The sequence below is a fragment of the Mucilaginibacter daejeonensis genome (genome assembly GCF_020783335.1).
In the GTDB taxonomy this organism is placed as follows: Bacteria; Bacteroidota; Bacteroidia; order Sphingobacteriales; family Sphingobacteriaceae; genus Mucilaginibacter; species Mucilaginibacter daejeonensis.
Map to the genome: position 1 here is coordinate 2,842,996 of NZ_CP086068.1, position 18,521 is coordinate 2,861,516.

Sequence of the window (18,521 nt, forward strand, 5' to 3'; positions counted from 1 at the left end):
CTGATCTTGTTTTCGCTTCTCTTCTTTTCCCTTGCTTTTGCGGATGATCAGCCAGAGGGCCAAACCGAAGAAAATGAAAGCGAACGCTATTAAAAAAGGTACATACATGATCTTGACTATTTATGGTTGATACTAATTCTTCTTCACTTCTTTGTGATGGGGCTTGATAATGCTTTTCAGCCCGCGGGTGAGAAAACTTTCGTCGGGCTTGTCTTTGTGTTGCTCCAGGCCCGACATGGCCGAGGTCATACCATCAAGCGTACTTTTCCACAGCAGCCCGAAAAATGAGCCCCTCGGCTCTCTGATCACATTAATGGGCCCCTCTCTGAACTTACCGTTCTTTTTAGGATTGTCGTTAGGCGTGAATGTATTGGCCAAAAAGCTCAAAAATCCTCTCTTCTTAAGCGTGTCTGCTTCCTTGTCCCGTTTAAGCAGATCAAGCTTCATCCCCTTGTAGTACAGGTCGAGGTGGCCTTGTGCATGGCTGTTGTCGGCCTTCAGTTCCATCAACATCTTGTTGATCACCCCTTCCCTAACTGAGATCTGAGCCAACGGCCTGGCCAGTGGGTTCAATGCAGCAGCGGTCATGCGGCCCATTTGTGAGGTCATAATGAACGCTCCGTCAGTACTGCCAAGATCAAATTTGAAGGTAGTGCTGGTGAGCCCGGCTCCCATTATTTTAGAGCGTGTATAACTGGTGAGGTAATGCTTTTTCCTGATCCGCTCTTGGTCGTTGGTGATGTTGTATATCCTGCTTTCGATACCTGTCATAAATAGCTTCGAATTCTCGCCTGAACGGCGGGCAGCTATCATATACTGAAAGTAGCCGTTATGCATGAGCATGGTATCGATCGTAATATTAAAGGCCAGCTGCTTTAGCTTTTGATGCGGATGCGGCCTTCCCCGCACAGGCGGCCGGCGCTTGGGCCAGTGATAATCGTTAAGTACTTCGCCCCAAAAGCTGCCCACAGTGGCTTTGCCTATGTGGAACCGCTGATATTGCCAAATCTGATCAATGTCAATGTTGCGCAGTGCAAGGTGCTTGTAGATCAGATGTATCCTATCTTTATCATACTTAGCTGCACGGTAAAAAGCGGTCCGTCCCAACCTTGGTGACACCTCTACCAGTTCGGTGGTCATCAGCCGGGCATCAGGCATCAGATCACTACCTGAAAAAATGATGTGATACAAACTATCGGGCGTAGCGATGCGGATCTTATCGGTATGATAACTAACAGTTTTATGTTCATTTTCTCCGTTGAGTGTCGACCGTTCATAGGCACGGGATCCATCGGCTTTGATATTCCAATGTTCAAATGTGGTCTCTTTCTCGTTGGGTCCGTTCCGGTCTACCCAGGTAAAAAGCAAGTTCTGTACATTCATGGTGCTCACCGCACTGACCTTGAGTACACTCTTGGCCGCTTTTAACAAAGCTGAGGACTCGTGCGTTCGATCTTTTTCGTTCCATATTCGCCGTTTATTAATGATACGGGCCACCGGATGGTATAAGGTAACGCTTTGTATATTGAACCGCCGACCTGCCGATGTTTTCCTGAAACCGAACTGGTGTAAACGCAGGCTATCGATGCGGAGGTGGATGATGGTGTTGGGCAACTTGCCGGCTTTAAGCAGGCGTTTCTCCACATTGCTGTCAGGAATGATCTTGACGCCGGTCAGCAGCCCTTTGCCTTTGTCTATGTCCAATTCGAAACGATCATACTGTAACTGGTAAAGGCTGTCGCTGGCATCGATCACCATCTTTTTGATCTGATCAGTTAGCAATGGCTTAGCGATCTTGCTATCAGGCTTTGCAAGGTCTTTTTTAAAATATTGCCAACCCGCATATACTATTACTGCCAGCACGATCACACTCCCTACAACCCAGATCAATATTTTACTGCCTTTATCTTTCATGTAAGCTTGGTATTCAAGTATTGGATAGGCTTTCGGTAGTGATCTACTTGGTCAGATGATCGCTCGCCTTAACGGCCCCGCTCATCAAACACATCTATTGGATGCAGAAATGGACTGTGTGCGGTAAAGAGACCTGCACTAAGCGAAACCAGCCCCATCGATACATATGGCCACCACGTCATCACGTAAAAATGATAGATGAAGGGCGCCATGATCAGGATCACTCCCACAACCATGTCCAGGAACAGGTGCAATTGCATGGGAAACACCTTGACGATGCCCACCTGGTGCTTACTAAAAAACGCCATGACCAGTTGCATAGAACCGAATACGACCGGCAAAAAGATGGCCGCGCCACCGTATTTATATGCACCGGTGATCCATGGCAGTGCGGTGATCAGTACACCGCCTATCACATCCAATATAGCATGTGCCCAAAGAGGAATAAAGGTCTTCATATTTTGGGGTTAAATAGGGGGCCATAGTTATGGCCCCCATTTCACTATTCAACTAAACTATACCTATGGAAGAACAGTATCTTTAATATTTTCGAGTATTCCTTTATCAGTTCCGCCCTGCATTTGCTGGCTTTGCGCATGTCCTTGCGGATCAGGCGGACCAAGCACAGGTTCCTGACCATGTGGCATGGCTTGTACGTAGCTAAATTCGCCTTTGCCATCTATAGAGGGTCCGCTTACCCAGCGGGCGTCAGGAGGTGTCTGTTTTTCGATATTGGTGGATATGAATTGATATTCGAACTGACTGACCTGCTCACTCAGCGGGAAGGTGTTGGGAATAGGCAGGTTGGCGTTCACGCCACCAAGATCTTCCAATACGGCCAGCCACTGGTTCTGGTGCATGGTATCGCGTGCGATCAGGAAGGCAAGCATGTCTTTCATCCCTGCATCATCGGTCAACTCCCACAGTCGTGTGGCCAAAACTCGACCCGTAGATTCGGCCATTACGTTGGCATACATATCAGCGGCTATGTTACCACTGCCCACTACCCATGAACCATTGAATGGAACGCCATTGCTATCTACCGCCATGGCCGCTAAACCAGATGATAGCACATGCCTTGGGTCCATACCGCCCAGTATGCTTCCTACAATAGGGTTCTCCCCTGCTACTTTGTCCTTTAATTCGTTGGTGGCACCTTCCAGGTTAAGCGCTACCGCGGTGCTGAGCATCTCTATGTGCGATATCTCCTCGGTACCGGTATCCAGCAGCATGTCGCGATACTTGTTCGGCCCGCGGGCACCCCAGGCCTGGAACAGGTATTGTAAACACACTCTGATCTCGCCCTCGATGCCACCTATGGCTTGTTGAAGCAGTTTTGCGAATGCCGGGTTAGGCTTGTCTACTCGTACAGTGTACTGTAGCTTGTTGTCATGATAGAACATACTTGTAGTATTTATTGATGAACGTTAATGTTGCTTTCCTCAATTGAACAGCAAGTATGGAAGTGACCTTAAAGACTCAATAAATGGTCACGTGTGGAGCGTTAAATATAGTGGAACAACCTCATTCGGGTGGCCTTTGTTTTAATTATTAATTAAATTTCTTTGAACGATCATTTACATCTCAAAAATATTTCTTGCTTAAAACCAACCGCCCACCTGACCGTTGATCTGAACATACCCGCCGTTCCACGCCACGTTCATGTGGTCCCTTGTTTCCGTTCGATCACTACTGAAAGATCTTATATCCTTTAAATAACCGTACATCATGAACGATAACAACTTATGCCCTGTGCCCAAAGGCACGCTTTTGATCATTGGCGGACACGAAGCCAAAGGCACCGACCGGGCCGAACCATTTATTCTGGAAACGTTCGTGAAGCTGGCCGGTGGCGAGCACGCGATCAGTGAAGTGGTCACCACCGCCTCAGCCGAAGGTGAAGGGTCATTTGAACCGTATGCTGAGCTATTTCGAAAATTGGGTGCGAGCAGTGTAGGTCACATTCATCATGACGAACCTAAAGATGCCCTGGGAAATGAATATCATGAACGACTGCAGGCGGCAACAGGTGTCTTCTTTTCAGGTGGCGACCAGCTCAAGCTGACGTCAATATATGGCGGTACACCCTTGCTGATGCAGCTAAAGCAGCGTTATATTTATGACCCTTTGATATTGGGCGGTACAAGTGCCGGAGCCATGGCCATGTCGACCCCAATGATCTATGCCGGCACTGACCAGGATCAGCTAACCGTTGGTAACGTGAAGATCGCCGTTGGCCTGGAGTTCCTGAAAGACGTTTGTGTGGATACGCACTTTGTGGACCGCAGCCGCTTTGTACGAATGGCGCAAGTAGTTGCCACCAACCCTACCAGTATAGGCATAGGCATTGAAGAGAACACGGCGCTGATCGTACGGGACGGAAAGGACTGCCGGGTGATCGGTACCGGTGTCATCATTATTATTGAAGGCTTTAGGATCACCCATTCAGATATCACGGAGGTGAACCGAAAAAGGACGGTATTCATTGATGACCTGACCGTACGCATACTTGCTAATGGAAATACCTATGAGATACCAAAATTCGACATTCCGCATTTTTAGAGATATAGAGACTCTAACGCACCCTTAATGTCACTTTGCTGAGTTTCTATAAACAAATTATCGATCGTTTAAAACCTATTTATTTCTTTATAGTTAATCAACATATACTTTCCGTATGCGCCGACATTATCCATCCGGCGTTCCCTCTTATCCGTTGCGCTGTCCATTTGATCACCCGGCATACTCAGATCATTTATCTGCACCTATGCCTTTACATCGATCGTTCATGAAACTGATCTCAACACGTGTACACGGAGTACTCGATATTATATTGGCTCTGGTGTTTCTGGCTTCGCCTTGGTTATTCGGTTTTGCCGACTTACCGATACCTAAGTGGACCGCAGTGGCCGTCAGCGTGGCACTGCTCATTATGGCGTCACTCACCCGGTACGAACTTGGCTTGTTCAACATCATACCGATGCCTGTTCATCTGGTCATAGACCTGCTGGTAGGAATAATACTAGTCGCCTCTCCTTGGATCTTAGACGTTACCGGTGGGCCCCGGGCTGTCTTTGTCTCGGTCGGGGTGCTGGAAGTCCTCTCAGCTGTAATGACCCGTAATCGCCGACCATAGCCCGCGACGGCATGATCACACCTTGAAGTCAAAAAAACGATGTAACATGAGCAATGTAGTACCTATGCAGATCGTACGCAGCGAGCAGACCGATATGGTGATCAGCAAGTTGAGGGAATGTTTACCCGAAACCGCCACCATTCGCATTAACCGGGATAGGCTGCTCTGTGAATTGAGGCACAATACCGCTTTCAAGCATCTCAGAGGTGTTATTAAGGAGGTACAAGCCTATGTACAGGCGATCAAGTGTACCGAACTCGAGAACAAATATCTGTTCTTTTATTGCGCTAACAGCAAGAGATCCTTAATGGTAAGTATGCGCCCGATCTTTTCGACCGAACGCTCTCTCTATATCACTGACCAACAAACCACTTCCCATGCAAAATTCAGGAAATAAACATCAACGGAAAAAGAAGAAGGACCTGCTGACCTTAAAAGATATCAAAGCGGGCGTGACCACCTTTGGCGCAGCGCAAGGTCCGCGTAAGGCATTAGAAACACCTGAAGGCAAGAACAACGGTGCGCTTCCGCAGGCGTATGAGGACCAACAGCCTTATCATCCTTAACTAAATCTTGACCAACAACATCTAACATTTTAAATATCAACATTATGAGCAATGACAATAACATGGCGCCAGGACAACAAAACTTCCCTTCCAAAGAAGATCCGCAGGGCAACCCGCACAGGCGATCAACAGAGGAGATCGTTGAAGGAGCCCGGACAGAGGACCAATTAGACGAATTTAAAAGCAACGCACCAAAAGGCGGCACAGAACATCATGAAGGTGCGGCGCCGGGGCCACTTCATCCCGAAAAAGAATAAGATAATCAGCACTATCAACGCTGAACGGCCACGAGCAGGTGTTCCTGCGTCGGCAGTAAGCCTAACGCCCCTTGGTGGCGGATGATGCTTTTACTGGTAGCGGTCATCTTTTATTCATTGCCAGGGCTTAATGATATACGTATGCCTGAACTTGGGTATCAAATAATGAAAACCTGCGCCCTGTTCTTGCGTTGAATGATAAGGTCCGGTATTAACGGACACACTTCTTATACAGCCGCTCATACTAAACGCATTTTAGCCGTTCGAACACTGCGTTGATACATCATCTTATTTAAAAACAACGAACTATGTTAGCAATGAACTATCGTGGTCCGTACCGTATTCGTGCGGAACAACGGCCCATGCCTGAGATCTTACATCCGGAGGATGCGATCGTTAGAGTGACCCGAACCTGTATTTGCGGGTCAGATCTTCACCTTTATCATGGTATGGTACCTGACACTCGTGTTGGAATGACCTTCGGCCATGAATTTACCGGCGTTGTAGAAGAGGTTGGCCCAATGGTGCAGAACCTTAAAGTTGGCGACCATGTGCTGGTGCCGTTCAACATCGCCTGCGGAAAGTGTAATTTTTGCAAGCAGGGGTTGTACGGCAATTGCCACGAATCCAACCCGATGGCCACAGCTGTTGGGGGTATCTTCGGCTACTCCCACACCGCTGGCGGTTTTGACGGTGGCCAGGCCGAGTACGTACGCGTTCCCTATGCAGATGTTGGCCCAACGGTGATCCCGCCCGAAATGGATCCTGATGATGCCGTACTGCTTACCGACGTGGTACCAACAGGTTACCAGGCCGCCGAAATGGCCGGCATCAAACCTGGCGATACGGTAGTGATATTCGGCGCCGGCCCCATCGGCATCATGGCCGCGCGTTGTGCCTGGTTCTTTGGCCCGTCAAGGGTGATCATCATCGATCATGTTGACTACCGGCTCGAATTCGCACAGCGTTATGCCAAGTGCGAGGCCTACAACTTTAAGTCATTAGGCGATCCGGTAGTGTTCCTGAAAAAGACCACTGACTGGTACGGCGCCGATGTTTGTATCGATTGCGTAGGCTGCGAAGCCGAAGGCAATACACTGCAGACCTTGAGCGGACGTATAACACTGATGCAAGCGGGCTCGGCTATTGCCCTACAATGGGCCATTAACTCGGTCAAAAAAGGTGGTATCGTTTCAGTGGTGGGTGTTTATGGTCCGCCGTTCAACCTGGCTCCTATTGGCAACATCCTTAACAAAGGTATAACGCTGCGCGCTAACCAGGCTTCGGTGAAAAGGTTGCTACCCAAACTGATCGAACACGTTCAGGCAGGGCGGTTAGACCCTAAAGGCCTCATCACTCACCGCATACCGCTCGAAGAAGTGTCAGATGCTTACCGCATGTTCTCCTCCAAACTTGATGAATGTATAAAAACCGTGCTGATACCTTCAGCTAAAGCTTGATAACATGAAAGATATTAAAGACCACACAGATATACCCGGATGGGGAATGGATGCCGACCCGGAGAACGAGCCGACCTATCCTATGAAGAATTACACCGGCGATGACCATAACCGCATCAACTATGAACGCTCTGAACAGCAGCCACCCACGGTGGAAATACTGGTGTCGACCGAGCGGCCCGCGATCACCAGGGTGTTCGGCACTTCGGCGCCACCATCAGGGCTGAGTGGCATGATCCGTAGGTATGCGTTCAAACACAGCGAGGATCGCTACCGGCACTGGATACCGCTCATACTGGCCGACCGCATTAACACCATCGAAGGACTGATCGATGACGTGACCAAAGGACACATACCCAACGTGGCCAAGGAACGCGGCTGGCGCATGGAACTCGAACATAACGCTAAGGGCTTTTTAGGTAAAACCTTACTGTGCTCACTCACCGCTACAGCTGTTGCAGTTTACTTATTGAATAAAAAGAAGTAACGCTTTATTTGTTGATCGTAATTGAATGCATATGAGTAAGATGAAGGCTGCCCTCAAGAACGAAAAGGGCGAATTCGATGTAGAACAGGTGGACCGGCCCGAGATACCTCATCCTGATTGGGTGCTTGCCCGCATAACGGCCACTGGTATATGCGGAACCGACCTCAGACACTGGAAAAAGGAAGAACCCGAACTGGTACACAAGATCATGGGGCATGAACTTGCCGCCGAAGTGGTTGAAGTGGGAAGCGCCGTCACCAACGTAAAGCCGGGCGACCGCGTAGTGGTAGAGACCCTGCTGGGCGATGGCACGTGCGACTGGTGCCGTGTGCAGCAGTACAACCTTTGCCCCAACCTTTACCCGGTACGCATGGAGACCGTGTCAAGGGCCTTTGCAGAATACCTGATCGGACCTGCCGAAAAGTTTCACCTGTTGCCTGATCACGTTAGCGATGAGGAAGCCACTGTGCTGGATACCTTTTCGGTGGCCTTGCACGCCATTCAGTTGAGCGGCATTAAGCTTAATGATGTGGTGGTGGTGATCGGTGCCGGCCCCATTGGCCTGGGGCAGTTGCAATTGGCCAAGCTCAGCGGTGCCGATGTGATCATTACCGATGTGGTGGATCACTCGCTTGAACTGGCGCGTGAACTGGGCGCCGACCTGGTGATCAATTCTGAAAAGGAAGACAGCGCCAAGCTGATCAAAGAGTTCACCGATGGCCGCGGGGCCGACATCGTTTTTGAGTGCGCCGGAGGACCGTCAATGCCTATCACGCTACCTCAGGCGGTGTCATACTCGCGCATTGGCGGTAAGATCGTTATCGTGGGCGGCTTCGACAAGGGAGAAATATCCATTCCGCTGGAATGGCAAAAGATCCAAATGGCGCAGATACAGATCATCCCGAGTGCCAGCTATGCCTTCTGGGGTATCTATTCGGAGATGAAGATGTGCCTTGACCTGCTGGCTAAAGGAAAGTTGAACGCCAAAAAGATGATCACTCATAAGTTCCAGTTAGATGAGATCAATAAGGCTTTTGAGACCGCGCAGGATAAAGAACACACCGGAGCGGTGTTCGTTACGCTCAAGGTGTAAAGCGCCTAAACATTTATTGGTCCGTACAACAAAAAAGGCCGCTGATCAGCGGCCTTTTTTGTTGAAGTATTTGTTTAGATGATCTGCAACCGCGGCTTGATCTTCAATTCAACCACCTCGGCACGCTCAGGCAAGGTGACCGCAAAAAGGACGGTGCGGGCAATGTCCTCGGCTAACATCATCGCGTGTTGCTGCTCCTGCTTTTGCTGATCAGGCACCGATACGGGCTGCATGTCGGTACCTACCGCTCCCGGCTCGATCAAGGTGACCCTGATGCCTTGCTCGTTCACTTCCTTCCTCAAACTTTCAGAAAAGCCCTGTATAGCGGCCTTCGTAGCCACGTAAACTGAACTGTCCTTTTCCCTTACATCGGCACTCATTGAACCGATGTTAACGATGTGGCCATTCTTTTGCGGACGCATCCTGTCCAGCGCATAGTGGGTGCAGGCCAGGTAGCCCAGCAAATTGGTATTCACTACGCGCTGCCACTCCGTATACTCCCCGTCGCTGATGCCCTGGTAGGCTAAAGCTGCGTTGTTGATGAACACATCGATGCCTCCAGACAATTCATCAATGGCCTTGAATAATTCGATTATGCCTTGCTCGGTCGACAGATCAGTGGCTATCCCATTCAGGCTGCCGGCCAGTTCCATACCAGCCACATCCTTCAACACATCGTCCAAATGCGCCTGGTCTGACCCCGCGATCAGTACATTGGCCCCTTCACTGGCCAGCAATAGCGCCGTTGCCCTGCCTATACCTGTGGTACCTCCGGTCACGATGATCGTTTTCCCTACTACACTTACCGGTGCGTACACCTGATCGTTACTCATACTCATATGTTTATGTTTAGTTATTTCAAGCTTATGGTCACTTCCTGGTCACCATGGATCATAAATTCTGTCATATCTTTTCCTGCCTGATCGATCATTTCCTGATCAGCTTTATTCTGTACCGCGATCTTAAAGGCCGACAAAGGTTCGCCCTCTGCCGATACGATGCATAGCCTGCAGGTCAGCTGATCTGAGCCAAGTACTTTGAATCTGATCGCCTTTCCTTTCTCTTTAGCCTGGATTACCGGATAGTCTATAAAAAGCAGCATATTGGTCCCTGATAGTTTGAGGTACTGCCTTGGGATGATACCGAACGCCAGTCCGGCGCCGTAAACCTCCTGCCCTACCGAGCCCGATGGCTCCCAGCCATCATGTATGTCCTCTAACGCGATCCATAAATTGGGATCCACTTCGCCCGTCTTCACTTCATCGGCCAGCATCTCTTTGGGCAGCATGGGTGGGTAATAGAATGCGGCGCGGTTAACCGTGTGCTTTATAAATTCGGCCAGCAGCAAGTTCACCGAGGGGAGGATATCCAAACCATCGGCATAAGCAAACAGATCGTGGGCACCGGCATACGCCTCCTGCTCTTCATAGACCGCGGTGTACGGTGCGTCATTAAGTGGAAATAAGGCAAAGAACGTTGGCAAATTCTTACTAAAACCGTAGTTACGATCCCACAGCGCCACGTTCTTAAATATGTTAGCCAGGAAGAGATAGGCCAGATCCCGATACCGTTCTTTCTTGGTTTGCTTGTACAATAAGATCATGGCCTTGGCCGAGAACATGGTGTTATTGGCCTGGTAGAATACATCGAATCCGTATTGCGTAAGTGTGCGGGCAGCTTTCTCGGCCTCCTTAAAGTACTTATCGTCACCAGTGAGTTCCCATATCTGCAGCATCACGTGTGCGTACAATCCGGCCACATCCTTTTCGCTTCCCTCGCCTTCTTTGGTCTCGGCTTTCACCACTTCGAGGGTATCCATTTTGTAGAACACCGGCCATTGATACTTGAAGTGGTGTGCTACCTTGATCGCATAATCGGCCGATGGGATGAGCAGTTCTTTTGCCTGCTCGTCACCGTCCTGGGCCAAGCGGGCCAGGTTTAGTAGCGGATGGTGCAAATACCATGAATCCATCACCAATGGCGTCTTTTGCTCCTCCGACTTATCGAGCATGTCCTCCTCTGACGGAAGCCAGCGCATCACCGTGTCCAGCTTCTCATCGTAAAAAGCGGGTAGTCCATCCATGATCTCCTTTTCCATCCCGCACTCTTGGCCGCTCCACTTGATATACTCACGTACCGGTAGCAGAACGGCGAGCTGCACCATGATCTCGGGCGGGGTATTGTAATCGCACACGTAAGCATTAAGATATGGGTGCCCGCTCCGGTGCGACCAGCAACCTTTATTGTTCTGCAGATCATTCAACACTTTAGGTAGGATCTCTAAATAGTCCTGATACTTGGTCTCCGGTACGGGCAACAGCACATATAAAGCTGCTTAATGCGTTCAGGAAGCCCTTAGCTATCGCGAACTGATCGGCCGGCACCTCTGGGGAGAAGGTGATGAACGCATCTGACAATACGTATTCCTGACCAGCCTTTAACGGCTTACTTGCTGCGGCGGGTAGTTGCAGGCCTAATTCAGGCCACTCCCCGCCTACTACCTCTGCAGCGGACGTTTGGGTGTCCTCATTGTAGGGTCCTAAAGCGGTCAGGTTCTGCAAGTACAAAAAAGATCCGGCCTCTGGCTTTTTGTATGCGCCATATAGCAGTCCTGAACGGGTCCCCACCTGCTTAATGAACAGCTCGCCTGATGTGTCCAAACCGTTAGCACTGTAAAAAATGACGTCTCGTGGCCAAAACGGCATCAGCAAATCATTTGACGTGATCAACGAAGCTGTGTAATGTAAAGTGGGCTGTTCCGTATCAGGCATATCCACGGTAACGGTGTACTCGCCGGCGGCCGACCGTAATTTTACCGTAATGCTTCGCTCATTGGCCTTGTCAACATTTATACCTATAAAACCATTAGGCGAATAGGCGGTGCGGAAAGCCACACGGGCATCCTTGTTCAGCAGAGCGATCACCCATAGTGAATCATCAAGCGTACGTAACTCGAAGGTCAGTTGCCCGTGTTGGTAACTTTGTAAAGGTTCATCTTTAACGCTGATCAGTTGAAGGGCGGCGGTTGCGGCCCAGATAGATGTCGGTTCTGTAATGGTCATATATAATTTGGATCTTGGTTGATCGTTATTGATCTTCGAGCACTGCTGGGGTCCAAACATGATGGCCGCAGCTTTCGCAATCGGTACTGTCAGGCTCGAACGGCTTTTGCCTGGTGAAGCCACAATTCTCGCAGGCCAGGCACTCATCAGATCGGGTGAAGCGTGCATACAGGTCATGGTCCCAACGCGGGATCACGAATAAGCCCGGCCGCGATCGTTCATGAGTGGTAATGGTGAACGTGCCGTTAGCTTCCATTTAAAGCCGCTTCACCTGGCCCAGTTGCTTAATGCCGCTGTGCCTTAACTGCGCCACAAGCCGCTCGCGGGTCAATCTCACACGTTTCATCTCGTTAAGGTCCATTATTGAGTTACGTACCAGTACGGATATCTTCCCTTGTGAAAAGATCTCAAATTTGCTGTCCTTGAACGCTTTGGCGGCTATCCAGCGGCTTACCAACACCACGATGACCGCGATCAAAATAGCCGGCAGCAAACCCCGGTCTGGCGCTTGCAGTGGTATACCGATGGTTGCGGCCAGGGTGACCATGGCCACCAGATCATTGCGCCCTAACTGTGATGACATGCGCTTACCCATCAGCCGCATGGATACCATGAGCAACAGGTAGATCACAAAGGCGCGGATCACCAGCTCGATGTAAAATCCGGCAGGTACATCGCCCACCAGCCACCTCATCCAGTCCGTTATTTTGATGTCTTCGGGTTTCATGGCTTATAATACGGCGTTAGTGAACTCTTTTTGATGGCAATTGGTGCAAGCGTCTTGCTGTACAGCCGCCTTCACGGCGCCACAACTGATACACACCTGTATACCCTGAGCATTTTGCGTCGCTACGGTCTCTCCATCGTCGCCCGCCTCATCATCAGGCGAGTAAAGCGGTAGCCCTGCTCTGGGTGAGTTTAGCTTGTAAATGCTGAGCAGACCACAGGCCTCCAGATATACCCGGTCCACAGCACCCAGGTTAAATATGCCTTCGGAGCGCATCTCAGCGAACAGTTGTTGCCTGGAGATGCGTTCCTCGCGCAATTGATCGACCTTTAGTACGCCGTTGCTGACCAGCAGGCTGGGTTTGCCCTGCGTAACGTTCTCGATCCAATGGCTGCGGTAACCTAAATAGCTCACACCGCGCTGAAAACCCACTGCACATAATAAAAGCAGCAAGCCCTGCAATATGCCACGGTCGGGAGTTTGCATAGGTACCGATACGATGGCACCTAAAGTGAGCATTACGGCCATTTCCATAACCGTAAGTTGGCCACTCATGCGTTTGCCCAACAAATTGACCATGATCAGCAAGAAAAAGTAGGTGATCAGCGTGCGTAACGCTACCTCCAGCAAAAATTCAGGAGGTGCCTGGCCAAATAGTATCCGGCTCAGGTCATTAAGATGTATCTCGTCCTTTTTCATAACAATTCATGGTCACACCAAATGATGATAGCATTATTACCTGAAATGAACTGAAAATAAGCCACGGGACACTGGTAGTGCCGGGTCAGGAAGTAACTGAAATATTACCTTTATAGAATACAGATCATTCGAAAAAGTTTTAAAAAGAGTGCCTGTGCGTGCAGTGGCTATACCAATTGCGTGCTGCTCGTTCAACTATCGGACCTGATACAATCGTTCACTTATTCATCATCCAACACCCGGCATTGATATAGGTGGAGCGATAAATGGACAATCTTTGGGCCCTACTGCTCAACTTTTCGCTGCAAATGGAGGATCAGCAGATCAGCTGCGGCGTTGATGGTCTGGTGAATTACTTCCTCACATGAACCTTTAAAAACGTACCGCTCAGATATGAGTTCACCTTTAATGAGAGCTGACACGAACATAGTACCCACCGGTTTCTCTTCACTCTCGCTCCCACCTGCTGTGGTCAATCCAGTAACGCCCACGTAAATGTCGGCATCGATGAGGTCGGCAGTGCGTCGGGCTATCTCATCAGTAACTTCCCTTGATTCGGGACTGAACTCTTTGATCATCTCTTCAGATACCCCAAGTAAGGTTTGTTTAAGCGACGCATCGTAACACACGATACCCCCTTTAAGCACCTGCCCAGAGCATGAGGTAAGGGCAAACTCAGAGCATAACCAACCGGCGGTAGCACTCTCGGCAAAGGCAATGGTCAAGCCATGATCAGCGATCACCTGGCTACAGGTCTCTATACGTTTTTCGGCCATGTTAAATTAGATGTTACAAATTGGTCAAGTTCTGCATTTGTAACAGCCGGATACACCTACAGGTTTTATAATTTAATTAATAAGAAAACATAGTTGTATATAACCTGTTGCATCTATGTTCTCACGATGCTCGCCTACCTGATAAGACGGCCGGTGATCATCGGAAACTCATCCGCGGCGCTTAATGATATATCGTCGGAGGCATTCATTAGCAAATCATTTCATTAACTCATAATTAGATCAACATGACAGATCTACAGCACAGCGAAGGCAAAGTAGCCAAAACCATTGAACAGCAAACTGCTAAGTTACCTTCAGACGTATTCTTATGGGCGGCCCTGGCCTCCATGGGCGTATCATTGACCTTAAAGATCATGAGAAAGAAGCACACTGCTTTATTCGTAGGCCAATGGGCAGCACCGTTCCTGCTATTAGGCGTTTACAACAAGATCGTTAAGGTAGAAGGACACGACTGATACGAATCGATACAACAGATCACTGACCGGTCATTTCACTTGAACGCACGAACGTTACAACAGTGAAATGACCGGTCATTTTTTGTTCTCGGGGTAGGTCAGTGAGGCGGCTATTCCAAATACGGCATGGGCGATCACTAATTGCTTGTAGTATTTCTTGAGGTTTACGCCTGGCGGGTTTGGGTGAGCCTTAAAGGTACTATGCCACACCGCAGCACCCACTAAACCGCTAAGTGCTCCATAAACAGCACCATTCAATATACTGGGCTTCGTGCCCATCCGTTCCAGGAACTCATCATATCCGGTTGCAAATAACACGCCCACCCCGTAATGTCCTACCCAACCGGCGGCCTGTGAGGTCTTCTCATCTAACGGGGTGATACAATCAATAAGTTCGCCCAGTATTTTAGCCTCGTTATAGTTGTGGCCATCCAATTTGGATACCACTTCGCTAAACAACGTCATGAAAGTAGTACCAGCGACAGCTGCTGTTAAGATCCGTTTGATGCTCATGGCGGTAAATTTATGGTTCTGAGAGTGCGCGAACGAAGATCTCGGTAGCCCTACAAATTATGCACATTATAAGAACTGAAGCGGCCGATAAATTGTTTTATTCCTAAAAGTGGTATAGTGAAATATCTTTGTTATATCTTTCCCGAAATATGGCCCCCAAATGATGTTGATAAATATATTTTATTCTGGCACCATAAGGTAAAACCTATAGCTATACCAACTGTTATCAAGCCTGAAAAACGCCCTTAAAACGCAGAATAAAGCGTTCACTAATGATCCACATATTTCCTTTTGTTAAGGATCTGTTATATTTGTTTTAAAATGTGCATCCTGTAAAGGTGTATTAATTTAAATAGAAATGCTTTCTCAGTACGCCCAGCAAACTATGGTGAACACGCTGCCGATCGCGGCTTGCGTTTTCACCGGTACAAACCACACCGTGAGCGCGGTCAACCAACTCATGCTGAACGTTTGGAGTAAAGATGCTTCCATCATTGACAAGCCACTGCTGGAGGCTATTCCCGAGTTCCGTGATCAGGAGTTCGCTTCCCTGCTTGACCAGGTCTTTCGGTCTGGTGAGGCATACCGCGACCCTAATAACGAAGCCGAATTGATGATCGATGGCGAGCCCCGCACCTTTTATTTCGACTTATCCTTTAAACCACTACATGATAAGGATGGCACCATTTACGGCGTAGTGAACACCGCTGTAGATGTGACCGAACGCGTGATCAGTGAACGGACACTCGAACAGACCGTTCATGAGCTAACGGCGCTCAATGAGGAGTACCTTAGCCTGAACGAAGAAATGGAGGCCACCAACGAGGAAGTAAGGTCAGCCTATGAGCAGCTTGATGCCTCGCACCGCTCTTTAGAATTTTCGGAACAACGCATGAGCCTGGCCGCTGAGGCTGCCGAACTTGGGTTGTTCGACCTTGATATACCCAATTATAACCTGCATTGGGACAAACGCTGTAAAGAACTCTTTGGCCATGACCCTGATGCAGAGGTATCTTATACCAACGATTTCGTCACCGGGCTTCACCCTGAAGATCGCGACCGCATTTTACAGGCAGTGGCCGATGCTTATGATCCTGCTATATGCGAAGGCCGTTACGACGTAGTATACCGTACAGTAGCCGTTAACGATGGCCGGATCAGATATGTAAAGGCACTTGGCCAGGTATATTTTGATGAGCAAGGTAAGCCGATGCGCTTTATTGGCAGCGTGATGGACATCACCACCGAGACCGTTGCTTTGCAGCAATTGAGGGAAAGCGAAGCTAACCTGCAGCACGCTAATGAAGAGCTACAAACTACCAATGAGGAACTGAGTTTGCTCAATGAGGAGTTCCAAAGCCTGAACGAAGAACTTGAGGCCGGAAGCGAAGAACTGCGTACTACTAACGAAGAACTTTACGAGACCAAGGAGCAACTAGAACGTTCGGTAGCCCAACTGGCCGAATCGGAAGAACGCGTTCGCCTGGCCACTGAGGTGGTGAATATGGGCACGTTCGACCTTGACCTGATCTCACAAAAACTGATCACCTCCGAGCGTTTCGCACACATCTTTGGGTTTGCGCAGCAAGTGACCGCTCCTGATTATGTATCGGTCGTTCATCCTGATGATATGCCTGTCCGCATTGCCGCTCATGAAGAAGCATTGATCACCGGCAGGTTATTTTATGAAGTGAGAGTGATATGGCCCGACAAAAGCATCCATTGGGTACGTGCCGAAGGTAAGATCCTGAAAGATGACCAGGGTCGCCCAATGAGGTTGTTAGGAACATTATTAGATATAACCGACCATCGCCGTGACATGGAGTTACAGCGTAAACTCAAAACACTGGCCGATAACAGTTCCGATCTCATGTCAATACTTGATCTGGGCGGTGTGAATACCTATTTGAATGACGCGGGTAAACAGCTGTTAGGCTTTGCATCAGACGAGGAGGTGATGAGTACCCCTATCGATGACCTGCACGCACCTGACGATCTGGCCTACGTACGCGACGTGATCTTACCTGCTACTATGGCCACAGGTGGGTGGACGGGTGTGATGAACGTTCGTCACTTAAAGACCGGAGAGGTATTCCCGGTGATGAACTGCTCCATTCGCATTGATGACCCGGTGAGCGGCAAACCTATCGCTGTAGGCGCCATCATGCGCGATCTGCGTCCTGAGATCGCCTCACGCAGGGCTTTGGCCGATAGCGAGCAACTTTTACGCAACGTGACCTCAGCAGCCCCTACGGCGCTTTGGATGGCTGATAATGAAGGTAGTATTACTTACGTGAACCAGACCTGGCTGGAGTGGACCAGCTGTACGGTTGAAGATAGTTTGGGTATTGGTTGGCTTCGTTGCATTATGCAGGAGGATCGCCAATTGGTATCCACCAAATTCTTCCAGGCATTAGCGGAGAATGAACGTTTTGAAGTGGAGTTCAGGTTGGTTGCCGGCAATGACCAGTTGCGCTGGTGCCAAGCAAGCGGCAGACCACAATTCGATAGTGAAGGTCATTTTAAGGGTTACGTAGGTGCCTGCATCGATATAACTGCACAAAAGCAATTACAACAACACAAGGACGACTTTATCAGTATAGCCAGTCATGAATTAAAAACACCCGTGACGAGCTTAAAGGCCTCATTGCAGTTGATGGATAAGATCAAGGATAAGCCTGACAATGGTATGCTGCCTAAGCTGATCATGCAATCGCGCCGCAGCGCCGAACGTGTAGGTGTACTGATCAATGACCTGTTAAGCGTAGGCCGTTTACAGCAAAAAGAGATCAGCCTCGACCGCTCCAAATTTGTCATATCGCAAATGTTGAGCAACTGTGCCAGCCCGATCAATATCGCCGGGCATTTCAAGGTTCAGATCAGCGGCGAGATGGAACTGGAGATACAGGCAGATGAGCATCGCGTGGATCAGGTGGTGACCAACTTTCTGACCAATGCAATGAAATACGCACCTGATTCGCCAAGGATCGATGTATCTATCGCCCGCAATGATAATTGGGTGAAGATCGCGGTGACGGACCACGGTCCGGGTATACCTCCGGATAAGCTCGGTCGCCTTTTTGAACGTTATTATCGTGTAGACCAGAACCTGCAGACCGTATCAGGTCTGGGACTTGGCCTCTACATTTGCAAGGAGATCATCGAGAAACACGGCGGCGAGATCGGGGTGACCAGCGAACTGGGCAAAGGTTCTACCTTCTACTTCACCCTCCCACTACATTCCGAAGTGGTAGGGATATTAGAATAAAGTACTTACAAATAGATGCTATACAACAAGGCCTCACGCTTGATCATAAGCGTTAGGCCTTTGTGCTTTATTAAGGTCTTCAGAAGA

Annotated in this window: 21 protein-coding genes; 10 read left to right on the forward strand and 11 right to left on the reverse strand. The window is 49.3% G+C overall.

Going from position 1 to position 18,521, the window contains the following annotated elements:
* Nucleotides 1-132: 132 nt before the first annotated feature.
* From LLH06_RS11910 to LLH06_RS11920, 3 genes are all read right to left on the reverse strand, one after another.
* Entirely contained in the window at nucleotides 133-1,914 is a 1,782-nt protein-coding gene (locus LLH06_RS11910; protein WP_228169517.1) for a hypothetical protein, read from the reverse strand.
* Between the two features lie 68 nt (nucleotides 1,915-1,982).
* Nucleotides 1,983-2,372 (reverse strand): SPW repeat domain-containing protein, encoded by a 390-nt coding sequence (locus tag LLH06_RS11915; protein ID WP_228169518.1) that lies wholly within the window; start codon nucleotides 2,370-2,372, stop codon nucleotides 1,983-1,985.
* Nucleotides 2,373-2,435: 63 nt separating this feature from the next.
* Nucleotides 2,436-3,317 carry a manganese catalase family protein gene (locus LLH06_RS11920; RefSeq protein ID WP_228169519.1) on the reverse strand — a complete coding sequence of 294 codons (882 nt, stop codon included), beginning with the start codon at nucleotides 3,315-3,317 and terminating at the stop codon, nucleotides 2,436-2,438.
* Between the two features lie 325 nt (nucleotides 3,318-3,642).
* Here LLH06_RS11920 and LLH06_RS11925 point away from each other — a divergent pair, with 325 nt between their 5' ends.
* From LLH06_RS11925 to LLH06_RS11955, 8 genes are all read left to right on the forward strand, one after another.
* Entirely contained in the window at nucleotides 3,643-4,476 is an 834-nt protein-coding gene (locus LLH06_RS11925; RefSeq protein ID WP_228169520.1) for a cyanophycinase, read from the forward strand.
* 226 nt (nucleotides 4,477-4,702) lie between these two features.
* Entirely contained in the window at nucleotides 4,703-5,050 is a 348-nt protein-coding gene (locus tag LLH06_RS20825; protein ID WP_449560082.1) for an SPW repeat domain-containing protein, read from the forward strand.
* Between the two features lie 46 nt (nucleotides 5,051-5,096).
* Nucleotides 5,097-5,447: a hypothetical protein gene (locus tag LLH06_RS11930; protein WP_228169521.1), complete on the forward strand. Its 351-nt coding sequence runs from the start codon at nucleotides 5,097-5,099 to the stop codon at nucleotides 5,445-5,447.
* Nucleotides 5,428-5,616, forward strand: a complete 189-nt coding sequence (locus LLH06_RS11935) for a hypothetical protein (protein ID WP_228169522.1) — start codon at nucleotides 5,428-5,430, stop codon at nucleotides 5,614-5,616. The genes LLH06_RS11930 and LLH06_RS11935 overlap by 20 nt, the downstream gene beginning before the upstream one ends.
* A 44-nt stretch (nucleotides 5,617-5,660) precedes the next feature.
* On the forward strand, nucleotides 5,661-5,873 hold the full coding sequence (locus LLH06_RS11940) for a hypothetical protein (RefSeq protein ID WP_228169523.1): 213 nt from the start codon (nucleotides 5,661-5,663) through the stop codon (nucleotides 5,871-5,873).
* Nucleotides 5,874-6,181: 308 nt separating this feature from the next.
* Nucleotides 6,182-7,333 carry a zinc-dependent alcohol dehydrogenase gene (locus LLH06_RS11945; protein WP_228169524.1) on the forward strand — a complete coding sequence of 384 codons (1,152 nt, stop codon included), beginning with the start codon at nucleotides 6,182-6,184 and terminating at the stop codon, nucleotides 7,331-7,333.
* Between the two features lie 4 nt (nucleotides 7,334-7,337).
* On the forward strand, nucleotides 7,338-7,820 hold the full coding sequence (locus LLH06_RS11950) for a hypothetical protein (protein ID WP_228169525.1): 483 nt from the start codon (nucleotides 7,338-7,340) through the stop codon (nucleotides 7,818-7,820).
* A gap of 31 nt (nucleotides 7,821-7,851) precedes the next feature.
* Nucleotides 7,852-8,913 (forward strand): zinc-dependent alcohol dehydrogenase, encoded by a 1,062-nt coding sequence (locus LLH06_RS11955; RefSeq protein WP_228169526.1) that lies wholly within the window; start codon nucleotides 7,852-7,854, stop codon nucleotides 8,911-8,913.
* Between the two features lie 74 nt (nucleotides 8,914-8,987).
* On the opposite strand, the gene LLH06_RS11960 is transcribed toward LLH06_RS11955, so the two are convergent.
* The 7 genes from LLH06_RS11960 to LLH06_RS11990 all read right to left on the reverse strand — a co-directional run bounded on the left by LLH06_RS11960 (nucleotide 8,988) and on the right by LLH06_RS11990 (nucleotide 14,177).
* The gene (locus LLH06_RS11960) at nucleotides 8,988-9,752 is read right to left on the reverse strand and encodes an SDR family oxidoreductase (RefSeq protein ID WP_228169527.1); all 765 of its coding nucleotides are present in this window, start codon (nucleotides 9,750-9,752) and stop codon (nucleotides 8,988-8,990) included.
* 14 nt (nucleotides 9,753-9,766) lie between these two features.
* The gene (locus tag LLH06_RS11965) at nucleotides 9,767-11,236 is read right to left on the reverse strand and encodes a glycoside hydrolase family 88 protein (protein WP_228169528.1); all 1,470 of its coding nucleotides are present in this window, start codon (nucleotides 11,234-11,236) and stop codon (nucleotides 9,767-9,769) included.
* Nucleotides 11,181-11,975, reverse strand: a complete 795-nt coding sequence (locus LLH06_RS11970; protein WP_228169529.1) for a hypothetical protein — start codon at nucleotides 11,973-11,975, stop codon at nucleotides 11,181-11,183. The genes LLH06_RS11965 and LLH06_RS11970 overlap by 56 nt, the downstream gene beginning before the upstream one ends.
* Before the next feature lie 25 nt (nucleotides 11,976-12,000).
* The gene (locus tag LLH06_RS11975) at nucleotides 12,001-12,231 is read right to left on the reverse strand and encodes a hypothetical protein (RefSeq protein WP_228169530.1); all 231 of its coding nucleotides are present in this window, start codon (nucleotides 12,229-12,231) and stop codon (nucleotides 12,001-12,003) included.
* On the reverse strand, nucleotides 12,232-12,702 hold the full coding sequence (locus LLH06_RS11980; protein WP_228169531.1) for a DUF421 domain-containing protein: 471 nt from the start codon (nucleotides 12,700-12,702) through the stop codon (nucleotides 12,232-12,234).
* 3 nt (nucleotides 12,703-12,705) lie between these two features.
* Nucleotides 12,706-13,401 (reverse strand): DUF421 domain-containing protein, encoded by a 696-nt coding sequence (locus LLH06_RS11985; protein ID WP_228169532.1) that lies wholly within the window; start codon nucleotides 13,399-13,401, stop codon nucleotides 12,706-12,708.
* A 284-nt stretch (nucleotides 13,402-13,685) separates the two neighbouring features.
* Nucleotides 13,686-14,177, reverse strand: a complete 492-nt coding sequence (locus tag LLH06_RS11990; RefSeq protein ID WP_228169533.1) for a CinA family protein — start codon at nucleotides 14,175-14,177, stop codon at nucleotides 13,686-13,688.
* A 245-nt stretch (nucleotides 14,178-14,422) separates the two neighbouring features.
* On the opposite strand from LLH06_RS11990, the gene LLH06_RS11995 reads away from it, so the two are divergent.
* Entirely contained in the window at nucleotides 14,423-14,653 is a 231-nt protein-coding gene (locus LLH06_RS11995) for a hypothetical protein (RefSeq protein ID WP_228169534.1), read from the forward strand.
* Between the two features lie 75 nt (nucleotides 14,654-14,728).
* Here the strand turns inward: LLH06_RS11995 and LLH06_RS12000 are convergent, their stop codons facing one another.
* Nucleotides 14,729-15,166, reverse strand: coding sequence for a hypothetical protein (locus LLH06_RS12000; protein WP_228169535.1), 438 nt, complete (start codon nucleotides 15,164-15,166; stop codon nucleotides 14,729-14,731).
* A 358-nt stretch (nucleotides 15,167-15,524) separates the two neighbouring features.
* Between LLH06_RS12000 and LLH06_RS12005 the strand changes: the two genes are divergently transcribed.
* Complete coding sequence (locus LLH06_RS12005; RefSeq protein WP_228169536.1) at nucleotides 15,525-18,434, forward strand: PAS domain-containing protein; 2,910 nt, start codon at nucleotides 15,525-15,527, stop codon at nucleotides 18,432-18,434.
* Nucleotides 18,435-18,521: the final 87 nt, after the last annotated feature.

Excerpts from the sequence above, each read along its gene's own strand:
- LLH06_RS11910 (WP_228169517.1), bottom strand. The coding sequence starts at position 1,914 with ATGAAAGATAAAGGCAGTAAAATATTGATCTGGGTTGTAGGGAGTGTG.
- LLH06_RS11915 (WP_228169518.1), bottom strand. The coding sequence starts at position 2,372 with ATGAAGACCTTTATTCCTCTTTGGGCACATGCTATATTGGATGTGATA.
- LLH06_RS11920 (WP_228169519.1), bottom strand. The coding sequence starts at position 3,317 with ATGTTCTATCATGACAACAAGCTACAGTACACTGTACGAGTAGACAAG.
- LLH06_RS11925 (WP_228169520.1), top strand. The coding sequence starts at position 3,643 with ATGAACGATAACAACTTATGCCCTGTGCCCAAAGGCACGCTTTTGATC.
- LLH06_RS20825 (WP_449560082.1), top strand. The coding sequence starts at position 4,703 with ATGAAACTGATCTCAACACGTGTACACGGAGTACTCGATATTATATTG.
- LLH06_RS11930 (WP_228169521.1), top strand. The coding sequence starts at position 5,097 with ATGAGCAATGTAGTACCTATGCAGATCGTACGCAGCGAGCAGACCGAT.
- LLH06_RS11935 (WP_228169522.1), top strand. The coding sequence starts at position 5,428 with ATGCAAAATTCAGGAAATAAACATCAACGGAAAAAGAAGAAGGACCTG.
- LLH06_RS11940 (WP_228169523.1), top strand. The coding sequence starts at position 5,661 with ATGAGCAATGACAATAACATGGCGCCAGGACAACAAAACTTCCCTTCC.
- LLH06_RS11945 (WP_228169524.1), top strand. The coding sequence starts at position 6,182 with ATGTTAGCAATGAACTATCGTGGTCCGTACCGTATTCGTGCGGAACAA.
- LLH06_RS11950 (WP_228169525.1), top strand. The coding sequence starts at position 7,338 with ATGAAAGATATTAAAGACCACACAGATATACCCGGATGGGGAATGGAT.
- LLH06_RS11955 (WP_228169526.1), top strand. The coding sequence starts at position 7,852 with ATGAGTAAGATGAAGGCTGCCCTCAAGAACGAAAAGGGCGAATTCGAT.
- LLH06_RS11960 (WP_228169527.1), bottom strand. The coding sequence starts at position 9,752 with ATGAGTATGAGTAACGATCAGGTGTACGCACCGGTAAGTGTAGTAGGG.
- LLH06_RS11970 (WP_228169529.1), bottom strand. The coding sequence starts at position 11,975 with ATGACCATTACAGAACCGACATCTATCTGGGCCGCAACCGCCGCCCTT.
- LLH06_RS11975 (WP_228169530.1), bottom strand. The coding sequence starts at position 12,231 with ATGGAAGCTAACGGCACGTTCACCATTACCACTCATGAACGATCGCGG.
- LLH06_RS11980 (WP_228169531.1), bottom strand. The coding sequence starts at position 12,702 with ATGAAACCCGAAGACATCAAAATAACGGACTGGATGAGGTGGCTGGTG.
- LLH06_RS11985 (WP_228169532.1), bottom strand. The coding sequence starts at position 13,401 with ATGAAAAAGGACGAGATACATCTTAATGACCTGAGCCGGATACTATTT.
- LLH06_RS11990 (WP_228169533.1), bottom strand. The coding sequence starts at position 14,177 with ATGGCCGAAAAACGTATAGAGACCTGTAGCCAGGTGATCGCTGATCAT.
- LLH06_RS11995 (WP_228169534.1), top strand. The coding sequence starts at position 14,423 with ATGACAGATCTACAGCACAGCGAAGGCAAAGTAGCCAAAACCATTGAA.
- LLH06_RS12000 (WP_228169535.1), bottom strand. The coding sequence starts at position 15,166 with ATGAGCATCAAACGGATCTTAACAGCAGCTGTCGCTGGTACTACTTTC.
- LLH06_RS12005 (WP_228169536.1), top strand. The coding sequence starts at position 15,525 with ATGCTTTCTCAGTACGCCCAGCAAACTATGGTGAACACGCTGCCGATC.